General features: G+C 73.4%; 13 protein-coding genes and 2 tRNA genes. 5 read left to right on the top strand and 10 right to left on the bottom strand.

Annotated features, from left to right (window positions below):
• Positions 1 to 12 precede the first annotated feature (12 nt).
• Together BX266_RS12515 and BX266_RS12510 are read right to left on the bottom strand one after the other, a co-directional pair.
• A complete protein-coding gene (locus BX266_RS12515; protein WP_099899376.1) occupies positions 13 to 1,260 on the bottom strand; it encodes a hypothetical protein in 1,248 nt (415 codons plus the stop codon).
• A 235-nt stretch (positions 1,261 to 1,495) separates the two neighbouring features.
• Positions 1,496 to 2,107 carry a DedA family protein gene (locus BX266_RS12510; RefSeq protein WP_099899374.1) on the bottom strand — a complete coding sequence of 204 codons (612 nt, stop codon included), beginning with the start codon at positions 2,105 to 2,107 and terminating at the stop codon, positions 1,496 to 1,498.
• A gap of 426 nt (positions 2,108 to 2,533) precedes the next feature.
• Between BX266_RS12510 and BX266_RS12505 the strand changes: the two genes are divergently transcribed.
• The gene (locus BX266_RS12505) at positions 2,534 to 3,622 is read left to right on the top strand and encodes an LLM class flavin-dependent oxidoreductase (protein WP_099899372.1); all 1,089 of its coding nucleotides are present in this window, start codon (positions 2,534 to 2,536) and stop codon (positions 3,620 to 3,622) included.
• A gap of 207 nt (positions 3,623 to 3,829) precedes the next feature.
• Here the strand turns inward: BX266_RS12505 and BX266_RS12500 are convergent, their stop codons facing one another.
• A complete protein-coding gene (locus tag BX266_RS12500) occupies positions 3,830 to 5,698 on the bottom strand; it encodes a bifunctional diguanylate cyclase/phosphodiesterase (RefSeq protein WP_099899370.1) in 1,869 nt (622 codons plus the stop codon).
• Positions 5,699 to 6,003: 305 nt separating this feature from the next.
• Positions 6,004 to 6,429: an OsmC family protein gene (locus BX266_RS12495; RefSeq protein WP_099907761.1), complete on the bottom strand. Its 426-nt coding sequence runs from the start codon at positions 6,427 to 6,429 to the stop codon at positions 6,004 to 6,006.
• Between the two features lie 358 nt (positions 6,430 to 6,787).
• Here BX266_RS12495 and BX266_RS12490 point away from each other — a divergent pair, with 358 nt between their 5' ends.
• The 4 genes from BX266_RS12490 (at position 6,788) to BX266_RS12475 (ending at position 8,496) form a co-directional block, all read left to right on the top strand.
• Positions 6,788 to 7,138 carry a chorismate mutase gene (locus BX266_RS12490; RefSeq protein ID WP_099899368.1) on the top strand — a complete coding sequence of 117 codons (351 nt, stop codon included), beginning with the start codon at positions 6,788 to 6,790 and terminating at the stop codon, positions 7,136 to 7,138.
• Positions 7,139 to 7,252: 114 nt separating this feature from the next.
• Positions 7,253 to 7,939 carry a signal peptidase I gene (gene lepB, locus BX266_RS12485; RefSeq protein WP_259464671.1) on the top strand — a complete coding sequence of 229 codons (687 nt, stop codon included), beginning with the start codon at positions 7,253 to 7,255 and terminating at the stop codon, positions 7,937 to 7,939.
• 97 nt (positions 7,940 to 8,036) lie between these two features.
• A complete protein-coding gene (locus BX266_RS12480) occupies positions 8,037 to 8,192 on the top strand; it encodes a LuxR C-terminal-related transcriptional regulator (RefSeq protein WP_099907758.1) in 156 nt (51 codons plus the stop codon).
• Positions 8,193 to 8,196: 4 nt separating this feature from the next.
• A complete protein-coding gene (locus tag BX266_RS12475; protein WP_099899366.1) occupies positions 8,197 to 8,496 on the top strand; it encodes a YciI family protein in 300 nt (99 codons plus the stop codon).
• Between the two features lie 60 nt (positions 8,497 to 8,556).
• On the opposite strand, the gene BX266_RS12470 is transcribed toward BX266_RS12475, so the two are convergent.
• The 6 genes from BX266_RS12470 to nirD form a co-directional block, all read right to left on the bottom strand.
• Positions 8,557 to 8,952, bottom strand: a complete 396-nt coding sequence (locus BX266_RS12470) for a hypothetical protein (protein WP_259464670.1) — start codon at positions 8,950 to 8,952, stop codon at positions 8,557 to 8,559.
• Positions 8,953 to 9,033: 81 nt separating this feature from the next.
• Complete coding sequence (locus BX266_RS12465) at positions 9,034 to 10,044, bottom strand: DMT family transporter (RefSeq protein WP_099899363.1); 1,011 nt, start codon at positions 10,042 to 10,044, stop codon at positions 9,034 to 9,036.
• Between the two features lie 40 nt (positions 10,045 to 10,084).
• The gene (locus BX266_RS12460) at positions 10,085 to 12,319 is read right to left on the bottom strand and encodes a transglycosylase domain-containing protein (RefSeq protein WP_099899361.1); all 2,235 of its coding nucleotides are present in this window, start codon (positions 12,317 to 12,319) and stop codon (positions 10,085 to 10,087) included.
• Positions 12,320 to 12,558: 239 nt separating this feature from the next.
• Positions 12,559 to 12,632: transfer RNA gene (locus tag BX266_RS12455), tRNA-Lys, on the bottom strand.
• A gap of 133 nt (positions 12,633 to 12,765) precedes the next feature.
• A tRNA-Lys gene (locus BX266_RS12450) sits at positions 12,766 to 12,839 on the bottom strand.
• Positions 12,840 to 12,921: 82 nt separating this feature from the next.
• A complete protein-coding gene (gene nirD / locus BX266_RS12445; RefSeq protein ID WP_099899359.1) occupies positions 12,922 to 13,278 on the bottom strand; it encodes a nitrite reductase small subunit NirD in 357 nt (118 codons plus the stop codon).
• Positions 13,279 to 13,700: the final 422 nt, after the last annotated feature.

Here is a 13,700-nt window from a genome sequence, read left to right as displayed (position 1 = left end):
TGCCCGGACCGCTCAGACGAAGGACTGCCAGCCGCCCGCGGGGGCCTGCCCGACGTTCAGGGTCCGGAGCTTGCGCAGGACGGACTGGTCCTGGAGCTCCAGCCAGGCGACCAGCTGCTTGAAGGACACCAGGCGGACGCCGGGCTTGCCGGCGATCTGCTTCAGGGTCTCCTCGACGGCGTCCATGTAGATGCCGCCGTTCCACTGCTCGAAGTGGTTGCCGATGAAGAACGGGGCCCGGTTGCTGTTGTAGGCGCGGTTGAAGCCGGCCAGGTAGGAGTCCCGGGCCTGATCGCGCCACTGGCCGTACTTGGCCGGGTCGCCCTTGGTCGAGCCGGCGGACTGGTTGGCGAGGATGTTGTAGTCCATCGACAGCACCTGGAAGTTGTGGCCGGGGAACGGGATGCCCTGCAGCGGGAAGTCCCAGATCTTGCCGTCCTGGACCTTCTGCGGCCAGATCTGCTGGCCGCCGGGGGAGGAGGCGTCGTACTTCCAGCCGAGCTTGGCGGCCGTCGGCAGCAGCGTCTTCTGGCCCTCCAGGCACGGGGTGCGGCCGCCGATCAGCTCCTTCTTGTAGTCGAAGGGCAGCGGGTCGACGTCGGTGAAACCGGTGTTGGTCCTCCACTGCGTGACGAAGGAGACCGCCTGCTCGATCTCGGACTCCCAGTCCTCCGGCGTCCACTTGTTGACGCCGTTGCCGTCCGAACGGGTGGAGCAGAAGTGCCCGTTGAAGTGGGTGCCGATCTCGTGGCCGGCCAGCCACGCCTGGCTGATCAGCTTGATGGTGTTGCGGACCGCGCCGGCCGACAGGAACGGGATGTCGGAGGCGCCGACCGAGTGCTTCGGCGGGTGGTACAGCGAGGACTTCTCCTTCGGCAGCGCGTAGATGCCGGAGAGGAAGAACGTCATGCTCGCCTTGTACTGCTCGGCGAGCTTGAGGAACCGGGTGAACTGGCCGTCGTCGGTGGCGCCCGCGCCGTCCCAGGAGAAGACCACGAACTGCGGGGGCGTCTCGCCGGGCTTGAGCTTCTCGAAGGTCGGCTGGTTCGGCTGCGCGCCGGTGTCGGTGTTCGAACCGTCGCCCAGCGGCGTGCCCTTGACGGTCGGCTGGGCGGAGCCCGACCCGCCGCCGGTGGCGCTGCCGGCGTCCGATCCCGGGCGGCCGGCCGAGCCGCCCCCGCTGGAACAGGCGGCGACGGCCCCGAGGGCCGCGGTGGCCGCAGTGGCGGTCAGCACTGACCGGCGCGAGATGGTGCTCATGGTCTCCCCTGCCGTGGGCCCGGCCACAAGAAGCTCCGGACGCCGACACGCGGCTCCGGAGGTCAACTTCTGGCAAAAACGGACAATTTGACGGTATCGCCACCCAAGGATGGCACGGTCGGGGTGGCCGGGCCAACGCCGCCCACCCGCCAACCACTCATCACGCGGGGGATGTTCGAACGGCTCCCGGACCGCTCGCCCTGTTGCCGTTCTGGGACAGAGCGCGGCCGCCCGGTCAGACCCCTTCGACCAGCACCGACAACCGCCGGCGCCGCCGCACGACCTGGACCACCGCGCTGCTGATCGCGGTCGCCGCCAGGCAGGAGATGGCGAAGCTCAGCCACGCCGTGTCGAACCAGTGCAGGTTCAGCCAGCCCAGGCTGACGATGTACGTCGCCCAGACCACGGCGGCCACCGCCGACCAGCGCAGGAAGGTCCACGGCCGGTTCGGGGAGTGCCCGACCGCCACGTCCAGCACCGTCCGCCCGGCGGGCACGAAACGAGCGATGATCACTATCGCGGCGGCGGCCCGGCTGGTGGTGCGCCCGGTCAGCGCCAGCTGCACCCGCTCCACGCTGGCCGCCAGCCGCGGCCGGCGCTCCAGGCGGCGGTGCACCGCGGGCGCGCCGCGCCGGGCCAGGTTCAGCAGCAGCAGGTCGCCGAGGAAGGAGGCGATCGCCACGCCGACGGCCAGCAGCAGCGGCGAGCCGCCCATCTGCCCGGTCTTCAGCACGGCCAGGATCACCAGCGTCCCGCTCGGCAGGAACGGCAGGAAGGCGTCGCCGAGGACGGCGGCCAGGGCGAGCCCGCAGTACCAGGCGGGGCCGATCACGGCATTGGCGTCCAAGGTGTTCTCCCTCCAGCACGCCCGGGGGGAGACGCAGCTGCAACAGGGGTCAACGCTAGCGCGGGCAAATTTCATGTCATGAAGCACCCCCGTGTGGCATACCGCACACGCGCGAGAGCCCCCGGGCGGGGTGCCGCTCCGGGGGCTCATGGGGATCGAACGACGCTGGTCCAGCCCGCCGATCTGTCGCAGTGCGCGGAGCCGGTACGTGCTCCGCGCTGATCTCCAGCCTGCCCCATGCCCGGGCCCGCATCGACCGTTCCACCTGGCGACTTCTCGCGCTGGCGTGAAGTCGCCAGGCAGCGTGGCCTGCTGTCGGGGCGTCAGCGAACCGCCGGGGCGGGCGGGAACAAGCACGGCCGGCGGCCGGGTTGTGTCCGGACGAACGCCCGGGCACCCGGCCGGGGCACCAGGAGGACCCACCGCATGAGCACCGCACCGGAGCCGACCGCCCCGCAGCCCGCCGCAGCCGCCGCCGACCCGATCCGCGGGCGCGCCGCCGGCCGCGCCCCCGCGCCGCTGTCCATCCTGGACCTGGCGACCGTCGGCTCCGGGCACACCGCGGGCGAGGCGCTGGCCGCCACCACCGAGCTGGCCCGCAGCGCCGAGGGCTGGGGCTACCACCGGTTCTGGGTGGCCGAGCACCACGGCATGCCCGGCGTCGCCTCCTCGGTGCCCGCGGTGCTGCTCGCCCACCTCGGCGCGCACACCTCCACCCTGCGGCTCGGCTCCGGCGGCGTGATGCTGCCCAACCACGCCCCGCTCGCCGTCGCCGAGCAGTTCGGCCTGCTGGAGGCCCTGCACCCCGGCCGGATCGACCTCGGCCTCGGCCGCGCCCCCGGCACCGACCAGGCCACCGCCCGGGCGCTGCGCCGCGGCCTGGCGGACGGCGCGGAGGACTTCCCGCGCCAGCTCTCCGAGCTGATCCACTTCCTGGACGGCGACTGGCCCGGCGGCCACCCGTACGCCCGGCTGGAGGCCGTCCCGCGCTCGGCCGGCCGCCCGCCGACCTGGCTGCTCGGCTCCTCCGGCTTCAGCGCCCAGCTGTCCGCCCGGCTGGGCCTGCCGTTCGCGTTCGCGCACCACTTCAGCGCGGCCAACACGGTGCCCGCGCTCGACCTGTACCGGGAGGGCTTCACCCCGTCCGAGGTGCTCGACGAGCCGTACGCGCTGATCGGGGTGAGCGCGGTCGCCGCGGAGAGCCGGGAGCGGGCGCTGTGGCTGGCCCGCTCGGCGGGCCTCGGCATGCTGCGGCTGCGGCAGGGCCGGCCGGGCCCGATCCCCACCCCGGAGGAGGCCGCCGCGCACCCGTACACGATGGCCGAGGAGGACTTCCTGGACTCCTGGCTGGGCAACGTGGTGCTCGGCACCCCGGCGGAGGTCGCCGAGGGCCTGGAGGCGCTGCGGCGGCGCACCGGGGCGGACGAGCTGATGGTGACCTCGCACATCCACGGGCACCGCAACCGGCTGGAGTCCTACGGCATGATCGCCGAGGCGTACGGGCTCACCGGCTGAGCCCGCCCCGCCGGTCGAGCCGGGCCGGCTGCTCGCCGACCCGCTCGGACCGGGCGTCAGCAGCGGGTTGCCCTCCCGGGCGTCGAAGTGCACCGGCGCGGGGCGCTCCACCGCGGCCGGCTCGGCCGCGAACCGCCCCGGCAGGGCCCGCCGCTCGTGCGCCGGTCCCGGCCCCCGCCGACCCGTTCCGTGCCGTCGCCACCGGCGCTAGCGGCGCGTCTGGTCCCGCAGTATCGCGGTGACCGTGTCGGCGGCGCCGGGGCGGGCGTAGTACCAGCCCTGCGCGGTGTCGCAGCCGGTCTGGCGGAGGCGTTCGGCCTGCGCGGCGTTCTCGATGCCCTCGGCGGTGACGGTCAGGCCCAGGGCGTGCGCCAACTGCACGACCGCGCCGACGATCTGCTCGTCCGCGGCGCGCCGCCCGTCCGCGCCGGGCGTGGTCTCGCGGAACGCCTCGATGAAGGTGGCGTCCAGCTTGAGGGTGTGCACCGGCAGCCGGGACAGGTAGGCGAGGTTGGAGTAGCCGGTGCCGAAGTCGTCGATGGCGATCCGCACGCCCATGTCGGCCAGCGCCTGCAGGGCCTGCAGCGGGCGGCCGCCCGGGCCGAGCAGCGCGCTCTCGGTGATCTCCAACTGCAGCAGCCGGGCCGGGAGTCCGGTGCGCTCCAGCACTTCGGCGACGTCGGCGACCACGTCGGAGTCCCAGATCTGGCGGGCCGCCAGGTTCACCGAGACGAAGGTCTCCGCCTCCGGGAACTCGGCCAGCCAGCGCCGGGTCTGACGGCACGACTCCTCCAGCACCCACTTGCCGAGCGGGACGATCGCCCCGGACTCCTCGGCGATCGGGATGAACCGGTCCGGCGACAGCAGCCCCAGCCGGGGGTGGCGCCAGCGCACCAGCGCCTCGGTGCCGTGCACCGTGCCGTCCGCCAGGCCGACCAGCGGCTGGTACTCGACGGTGAACTCGCCGTGCTCCACGGCCGGGCGCAGCGCGGTGGCCAGCATGTGCCGGGTGAGCTGGTCGGCGCCGCGGTCCCGGTCGTACAGCGTCCAGCGGGCGCGGCCGTCGGACTTCGACCAGTACAGCGTGGAGTCCGCGTCGCGGATCAGGTCGGTGGGCGTGGAGCCGTGCACGGGGCGCTCCACCACGCCGATCGAGGCGGTGACGGTCAGCCGGTGCCCGGACACGTCGAAGGGCTGCTCCAGCACCTCCATCAGGGCGGCCGCCAGCCGGGTCAGCTGCTGGTCGCCGGCGCTCCCGGTGACCAGCACCGCGAACTCGTCGCCGCCCAGCCGGGCCACCAACTGCCCGTCCTCGTCGGCGAACCGGCGCTCCAGGCGGGCGGCGACGGCGACCAGCAGCTGGTCGCCGATGTGGTGGCCGAGGGTCTCGTTGATCGCGGCGAAGCCGTCCAGGTCGACGTAGCACAGGCCGACCCGGCGCTCGTGGTCCGCGCCGCCCGGGCGGGCCCGGCCGTCCGGCTTGAACGCGGCCTCCAGGCGCTCGTAGAACAGCGTCCGGTTCGGCAGCCTGGTCAGCGGGTCGTGGGTCGCCTGGTAGGCCAGCCGGTCGCCCAGCCGCCGCTGCTCGGTGATGTCCTCGACGGTGACCAGCGTGTAGTACGGCAGGCCGGCGTCGTCCCGGATCAGCGAGGCCGTGACGCGCCCCCAGACCTCGCGCCCGCCGCGGTGCTTGAGCCGCTTCTCGGCCGTCATCCGCTCCCGCTCGCCGCGCACCACCTCGCGGTAGCGGCGGGCGGACGGCTCCTCGGGCTCGATGATCTCGTGGATGTGCATGCCCGCGAGGTCCTCGGCCTCCCGGCCGAGCATCGCCGCGAACACCGGATTGCCCTCGATCAGCAGGTCGTCGGTGTCGATCAGCGCCATGCCGATCCCGACGTCGGAGAAGGCCGCGCGGAACCGCGACTCGCTGACCCGCAGCGCCTCCGCGAGGTGCCCGGACCCGGCCGCCACCGGGTTGCCGCAGGCGGTGCAGACGCCCGCCCCGGTTCCCGGGCGCGGCGTTTCGGACCACCCACCCCCAAGGTGTGCGTCGGCCCCGAGATTCCGGCCCGGCACGGCACGCTCCCGTCCGCTGCTGCCACTGATCGGACCGGCTGCCCCTGCGACGGCGACCGGCCCGGCGGCCCCACCCGCTCGGCGGACCCCGGCCGGAGACCGGGGAGTGTCGGCGGCCTCGGGCCACGTCCGCCGATCATAGGCCGCCGTTGTGACTGTGCGCGACCGCCGCCAGGGTGATTGGTGATGAATGTCCGGAGATGCCCGTTACATTCTGTGGGACGCCCCCGGACGCACGCGCCGTGCGCACCGGGGGCGTACGCCTTCCGCTCACGCGCCGTAGCGGTGCGTGAGTTGAGGGTGGGTCAGGCCAGGCTGGCGCTGAGGGTGATCTCGGTGCCGGCCAGCGCCTTGCTCACCGGGCAGTTCGCCTTCGCGTCCTCGGCGGCCTTCACGAAGCCCGCCTCGTCCAGGCCCGGGACGGTGCCGACCACGGTCAGGTGGATGCCGGTGATGCCGGTGCCCGGCTGGAAGGTCACGTCCGCCTTGGTCTCCAGCTTGGCGGGCGGGTTGCCGGCGCCGGTCAGGCCGTGCGAGAGCGCCATCGAGAAGCACGCCGAGTGCGCGGCCGCGATCAGCTCCTCCGGGCTGGTCTTGCCGTTCGCGGCCTCCGCGCGGGCCGGCCAGGACACCGGGTACTCGCCGATGCCCGAGGAGTCGAAGGTCACCAGGCCCTTGCCGTCGAGCAGGTTGCCCTCCCACTCGGTGTGCGCGGTGCGGGTCGTTGCCACGATCAGGTACCTCCTGTTGGGGAACTGCCGGTCGAACTGCTGCACCCGCGACTGGACTTCCGGCCGCGGCCCGCCCAGCCTACGGCCCGCACCACCGCCGGGTGGGCGAACGCCGCGCGACGCTCCGGGGCGCGACCCGGGCCCGAGCGGGACACGCCCGGCGCCCGTCGGGGGCGTGCGGGGGGCGCGTCACGGGCGCGTCCGGGGCACGTCCGAAGGCCGTCCCACATGCCGGAACGCGGCCGTGATCAGGGCGGGCCGGGCTCGTTTGCCCTGTTAGATTGGCCGTTCGCCGCGCCTCGATTGGCCGTTCGCCGCGCCCGCGAGCCCACCCGAACCCGCATCGGAGCCACCCCACATGACGGACCAGCCCACCGCCTCGCCGGCGGGGATCGACGACGCCGTGCGTGCCGAGCTGACCCGCCTGCGCGAGTCCATCGACAACATCGACGCCGCCGTCGTCCACATGCTCGCCGAGCGCTTCAAGGCCACCCAGCAGGTCGGCCGCCTCAAGGCCGAGCACAGGCTCCCCCCGGCCGACCCGGACCGCGAACGCCGCCAGATCACCCGCCTGCGCGAACTCGCGGTCAGCGCCAACCTCGACCCGGTCTTCGCCGAGAAGTTCCTCAACTTCATCATCGCCGAGGTCATCCGCCACCACGAGGCGATCGCCAGCGACGGCCTGACCGGCGCGGACACCGACTCCTGACCCGGCGGCCGGCCGCCGGGCTCCCGCCCCGGTTGTGCGGTCCGGTTAAAGGTCCGATTTCGTGCCGGTCGGCGGGCGGGTTAGCGTGCTGTCCTTCCGGAGGAGGCGGTTTCGGTGTCGGTGGCGGTGACCGAGGGGGCGACGCGGGTGCGGCGCTGGCGCAGGCGGCGGCCGTGGTACGTCGAACTGCCCATGATGATCGCGATCGGACTGGTCGTCGCGGTGCTGATCAAGACCTGCCTGTTCCAGATGTTCTCCATCCCGTCCGGATCGATGGAGAACACCCTGCAGGTCGGCGACCGGGTCGCGGTCAACAAGTTCGCCACCCTCACCGGTTGGCACCCCGAGCCGGGCGAGCCCGTGGTGTTCAAGGACCCGGGCGGCTGGCTGCCGCCCGCCGAGAAGGACGGCAACCCCGTCACCGGGGCGATCCACACCGGCCTGTCCGCCGTCGGCCTGCTCCCGCCCGGCGACGACTACCTGGTCAAGCGGGTGATCGCCACCGGCGGCCAGAGCGTCGCCTGCCACGGCACCACCCTGACCGTCGACGGCAGGACCGTCGCCGAGCCGTACCTGCACCCCGGCGACGACTCCTGCTCCGGCATGGACTTCGGACCGGTCACCGTCCCGGCCGGCCACGTCTGGGTCGAGGGCGACCACCGCAGCGACTCCGCCGACTCCCGCTACCACCGCGACGGCCCCGACGGCGGAGCGGTGCCGGTCGGCAACCTGGTCGGTCCCGCCGCCGCCGTCGTCTGGCCGCTCAACCACTTCAGCTGGTTCGGCTGGACCGGTCACTGACCCACCGTCAGGCCGGGGCGCCGCGCCGAAGCGCCGCCGCGCACCCCGCCGCCCGGCCGCCCGAACTCGGGCTCGGCCGCCCGAACGCGGGCTCGGCCTGTCGAACGAGGAGGTCGCCGCCCACCTGCACGTCAGCCTGACCACCGCGACGACCCGCGTCGGCCGGCTGCGGCAGAAGCTCACCGCCCGTGGCCGGGCCCAACTGGCCGTCGCCGCCTATGAGTCGGACCTGGTCCGCCCAGGCGTACGATGATCACGTGTTCATCCTTGAGCTGACCTACACCGCCCCGCTGGAGCGCATCGACGCCCTGCTGCCCGCCCACCTCGCCTGGCTGCGGCAGCACTACGCCGACGGCACCTTCCTCGCCTCCGGCCGCAAGGTCCCCCGCGACGGCGGAATCATCCTCGCCGTCGCCGCCGACCGCCCCGCCGTCGAGGCCCTCGCCGCCACCGACCCGTTCGTGCCGGCCGCCGTCGCCACCTACCGCATCACCGAGTTCGTCCCCACCACCACTGGCCCCGAACTCGCCGCGCACCGCGAGACGCTGCCCGCCTGACCGGCCGTCGCCGCGGTGCGCCCCCGCGGTTCGCTCGCGGATGCACGAGGGCGAGCCCGGTCAGCGGATCGACTGGAGGAACTCGCCGGTCGCGTCCACCACGAAGAACGACCACCCGTTGCGGTTCGGCGCGACCTTCGGGTTGTACGCCTGGAGGACGGCCGTCGCCGCGCCGCTGGGGGACCGGTAGCGGCCGGACGCCGGCCCGGCCACGATCTCCAGCGACCGGGTGGCCGTGTCGTAGAGGCCGTCGACCCGGTTGCCCTCGTACACCACGTGCACGGGAACCCTTCCGTCCACCGGGGCGGCGGTGTCCGCCGTGGGCTCGTTCTCGAAGTGCTCCAGGAGGCGCCGGACCGCCTCCCCCTCGCCCACCGCCCACGCCCGGGCGAGGAGGCGCACCCGGGCGTAGGTGTCGTCGTCCAGCGTCACGCTCTTGCTCACGGATTCGCTCATGGCACCAAGATAGGGCTTTGAGTGAGCCTGTGAGAACATTGAGAGCGGGTGATCCACGTCACATGCCGAGCGGGTCGCGAGTCAGCTCCGGCTCGCCGACTGGGCGGCGAACGCGCCGGCCAGGACCAGGGCGCCGCCGGCGAGTTGGGGCGCGCCCAGGTGCTCGCCGAGCAGGATCCAGGCGAGCACGGTGGCGACCACGGCTTCCAGGTTGGCGACCACGCCGGCGACCGGCGGCGAGAGGTACTGCACGGAGACCACGCCGGTGAGGTAGGCCAGGACGGTGGCGATCAGGATCATCCACAGGGCCGGGACCAGGGCGGGCAACTGGTGGCCGTTCATGGTGACGGAGCGCCCGAGCAGGGACCAGTCGGCCTGCCAGGGGCGGGCGAAGGCGGTCAGCAGGACGGCGCCGATCAGCAGGCCGTACGCGGAGACGGCGAGCGGGTCGACGGGGCGCTCGCCCTGGCGGCCGGCGTCGGCGAGGACGAAGTAGCCGACCTGGCAGCAGGCCGCGCCGAGCGCGAACAGGACGCCGAGCGGGTCGAAGCCGAGGCCGTTCCAGATCTCCACCACGCAGGCCAGGCCGGCCACCGCCACGCCCGCGCCGGCCATCGCCCGGCGGGAGACGGGACGGCGCTGCACCAGCCGGACGTAGGCGATCAGCAGCGGCGGGCCGAGGTACTCGATCAGCAGGGCCACGCCGACCGGGATGCGGGAGATCGCCGCGAAGTAGCAGGCCTGCACGCCCGCGACCGCCAGCAGGCCGAAGCCGAGCAGGACGCCGGGGCGGCGCAGCACCGCGTCCCGGTGCTTCCACGCGACGGGCAGCAGGACCAGCGCGGCGCCGGCCACCCGCAGCCAGACGGTGTGGGCGGGGGAGAGCCCGGCCTCGATCAGCGGCTTGGCGGCCGTCCCGGAGCCGCCGAACGCGACCGCCGAGACCAGCGCCAGCGCCAGCCCGACCGTGGCGGCCCGGCGGGCCGGGGCGGGCGCGGTCGCGAGCCCGGCGGCGGCGGGCCCGGCCGGGGCGGAGGCCGGAACGGCGGGGGAGTCGAGGGAGACGGCGGAGGGGTCCGAGCTGCTGCGCATCGCCGCATTGTGTCAGCTCGGACCCCTCCGCCGTAAGGTGCTATTCCGACGGTTGGTACTGGTCCCCGAGCAGTCCGCCCGCCCCGCCGAGCGCGGGGCCGGTGGAGGCCGACGGGCTCCGGCCGGCGCCGCCGCTGGGCCGCGCCGACGGGGTGCGGGAGGGCTGCTGCGCGCCGCCGTCGCTGGGTCGCGAACCGGTGGTCGGCGAGGCGGAGCCGGTCGGCGTCGCGGGGTCGGTCGCGGGGTCCGTCGCGGACGGGCTCTGGCTCGGCGACGCGGAGCTGCTCGGCGCGGCGGAGGGCGTGCTCACCGACGAGGACCGGCTCGGCCCGGCGAAGTCGCTGACCGGCTGCCCGGCCAGGGCGGACTTCATGTAGGCCGTCCAGATCTGCGCCGGGAACTTGCCGCCCGCCGCGTTGCCCGCACCGCCCACGCCGTCCAGGCTGACCTGCTTGCCGGTGCCCGGCTCCTGGCCGAACAGGCCGACCACGGTCACCAGTTCGGGGGTGTAGCCGGCGAACCAGACCGACCTGGACTCGTCCGTGGTGCCGGTCTTGCCGGCCGCCGGGCGGTTCAGCGCGGCGGCCCGATACCCGGTGCCGCCCTGGTCGTCGACGACGCCCTGGAGGATCGAGGTGGTGGCCCGGGCGGCGTCCTTGGAGATCGCCTGGGTGGCCCGGTGCTCGGGCAGCGCGACCTGCTCGCCGCCCGACTCCAGGCCCTTCACCAGCCACGGGGTGATCTGCTGACCGTCGTTGTCCAGGGTGGCGTACACCCCGGCCAGGTTCAGCGCGCTGGGGGTGGACGTGCCCAGCGGGATCGACGCGAGGGCCTTGAGGTCCGGCGTGTCGGCGGGCAGGCCGAGCGCCACCGCGGTGGCGCGGACCTTCTCCAGCCCGGTGTCCTGGGCGAGCTGCGCGAACACCGAGTTCACCGACCAGTCGGTGGCCTGCTGCAGGGTGATCTGCCCGTACGAGCGCTCGCCCTCGTTCGGCGGCGCGTACGGGACGCCCTTCGCCCCGCGCACCGGCCGCCGGTTGGTGCCGTCGTACACGGTGTTGGCGTTGATCCGGTCGCCGTACTGGGTGCGCGCCCCGGAGTCGAGGGCGGCGGCCAGCGCGATCGCCTTGAAGGTGGAGCCCGCCTGGTAGTCGGTGCGGGTGGCGTTGTCGACCCAGTGCTTGGTGGCGTCGGCGCCGCCGTACAGCGCCAGCACCTGGCCGGTCTTCGGGTCGACCGAGACCGCGCCGGCCTGCGCGGCGGCGTCCACCTTGCGGCTGTCCGGCTTCAGGTTGTCGGTCAGCTGCGCCTGCACCGCGTCCTGCAGCTGCTGCTGCTTCCTGGAGTCGACGGTCAGCGTGATGGTGTAGCCGCCCTGGGCGAGCTGGGCGTCGGAGACGATGCCCTGGTCGGTGAGGTACGAGGTGGCGGCGGCCACCAGGTAGCCGGCCTGGCCGGACAGGCCCGGCGCGGACTTCGGCGCCAGCACCTCGGGGAAGGCGGTCGACTGCCGCTCCTCCGCGCCCAGCCACTTCTTCGCGACCATGCCGTCCATCACGTAGTTCCAGCGCGCCACGGCCTTCTGCTTGGCGGCCTCGCCGGCGGAGGACACGTCGAACGCGCTCGGCGCGTTCAGCAGCGTCGCCAGGTAGGCGCCCTGCGCGGCGGTCAGCTGGCTGGCGTCCACCCCGAAGTACGCCTGGGCAGCGGCCTGGATGCCGTAGGCGCCGCGCCCGTAGTACGAGGTGTTCAGGTAGGAGGAGAGGATGTCGTCCTTGCTCTGGGTGGCGTCCACCTTGATCGCGATGAAGACCTCCTTCACCTTGCGGCTGACGGTCTGCTTCTGGTTCAGGTACGCGTTCTTCACGTACTGCTGGGTGATCGTCGAGCCGCCCTGGGTGGCTCCCCCGGAGGCGGTGTTGAAGGCGGCGCGGGCCATGCCCTTGAAGTTGACCGCGCCCTCGGAGTAGAAGTTGCGGTCCTCGGCGGCCAGCGCGGCGTGCTGCGCGGCGGGCGAGACCTTGTCCAGCGGGACGTTCTGCCGGTTGGTCTGCCCGGTGCGGGCCAGCACCGAGCCGTCCGAGTACAGCCAGGTGTTGGACTGGGCGGTGGCGGCGGCGTGCGCGTCCGGCACCCTCACCAGCGCGATGCCGAGCGCGAACAGCCCGACCCCCAGCAGCACGGACGCGGCGAGTCCGAGCAGAGTGATCCGCCAGGTGGGTATCAGCCGGCGCCAGCCGGTCCGCTTCCTGCGCTCACGAGACTTTCGAGGCAACGGAGACCTTCCCGCAGGCCCCGGACGGGCTGCTCGCTCGGGCGACGGCGTGAACCTCGCCAGCCTGACTGATCGACTTGTCAGATGTTAGGGACCTATGTCCCATTTCTCCTAAGACGATCTTTAAATCCCCCTTAGGTTCGGATCCTCCGCTCTTCTCAACGAGCGGGCCCGCACGGGGACATGGCCGGAAAACGCCGAAAGCCCCCCGCTTCCGCGAGGGGCTTCCGAACCGTCTGTGCGCCGCCAGGGACTCGAACCCCGGACCCGCTGATTAAGAGTCAGCTGCTCTAACCAACTGAGCTAGCGGCGCCTGCTGACGGAGAGAACATTACACGCTCCCCGACCTGGGGTGAAACCGGGTTTCCGGGCCGCTCCGGGGAGGCCCCGCCACCCCTCCCGGAAACGCCGAAGGCCTCCCCGGAGGGAGGCCTTCGTGCTGTCTGTGCGCCGCCAGGGACTCGAACCCCGGACCCGCTGATTAAGAGTCAGCTGCTCTAACCAACTGAGCTAGCGGCGCCTGCTGACCCGGAGAACACTACACGCCGCGGTCCGTCCGCCGAAATCGTGACGCCGCCGCCACGCACGGTGAGCCCGGCGCGTCAGGCGGCCGGGCGCAGCCGCACCGCCCACACCGGCAGGGACCGGGACGGGTCGTCCAGGCAGCTGCCGGTGCGCAGGTCGAACAGGTGCTGGTGGATCGGCGAGGACACCGTGGGCGCGCCGTCCACGCTGCCGGTGATGCCGTCGGCGATCACCCAGGCGTTGGCGAACGGGTCCCGGTTGCCGACCGCCAGCAGTTCGCCGGCCGCCGTGCGGAACACCGCCGCCTGCTCGCCGCAGGGCAGCAGCACGGCGGTGCCGGAGTCCGGCTCCAGGGCGCGGACGTCGCAGACGGCGATCCACTCGCCGTCCGGGCCGGCCAGTTCGACGAGGGCGGAACGGTCGGTGCGGGGCATCGGGCGGCGCTCCTCTCCGGTGGCGCGAGCGGGGTCTCCGCTTCGAAGGCTACGTCCGGCGGAGGGCGCGGAGCAGGGTGGGAAGGGCCCGGCCCGGCGGGACGTTCGTCCCACCCCGGCCGGCCGTGGAGCGGGCGCGGCGCCGGGGGTGGGGTGCCGGGCGGACGGCAGGCGGCGCCGTCGGACAGCGCGGTGATCACGAGGAGTTCAGGCCGACGGGCACGGGGAGTGGCGAGCCCGCCCCCGTGTCCGCGCCGTCGTCCTTGACCTTCCGCGTTGCCCGCGAAGCGCCCGTGTCGTCCTTCCATCCGGGGAGGAATCTATCGGGCAAACAGGGGCGGACGGGACAACGTGCACAGCACACGCCCGGGAAACCGTCCGGCTGTCACCCGGTTCGCGCACTGCACCGTCAACTCTGCCTG

The organism is Streptomyces sp. TLI_171, from assembly GCF_003610255.1.
GTDB lineage: Bacteria > Actinomycetota > Actinomycetes > Streptomycetales > Streptomycetaceae > Kitasatospora.
This window is presented reverse-complemented; position numbering and strand designations above follow the sequence as displayed.

Coding starts and splice junctions, on each gene's coding strand:
- BX266_RS12515 (WP_099899376.1), bottom strand. CDS start 1,260: ATGAGCACCATCTCGCGCCGGTCAGTGCTGACCGCCACTGCGGCCACC.
- BX266_RS12505 (WP_099899372.1), top strand. CDS start 2,534: ATGAGCACCGCACCGGAGCCGACCGCCCCGCAGCCCGCCGCAGCCGCC.
- BX266_RS12490 (WP_099899368.1), top strand. CDS start 6,788: ATGACGGACCAGCCCACCGCCTCGCCGGCGGGGATCGACGACGCCGTG.
- BX266_RS12470 (WP_259464670.1), bottom strand. CDS start 8,952: ATGAGCGAATCCGTGAGCAAGAGCGTGACGCTGGACGACGACACCTAC.
- BX266_RS12465 (WP_099899363.1), bottom strand. CDS start 10,044: ATGCGCAGCAGCTCGGACCCCTCCGCCGTCTCCCTCGACTCCCCCGCC.
- nirD (WP_099899359.1), bottom strand. CDS start 13,278: ATGCCCCGCACCGACCGTTCCGCCCTCGTCGAACTGGCCGGCCCGGAC.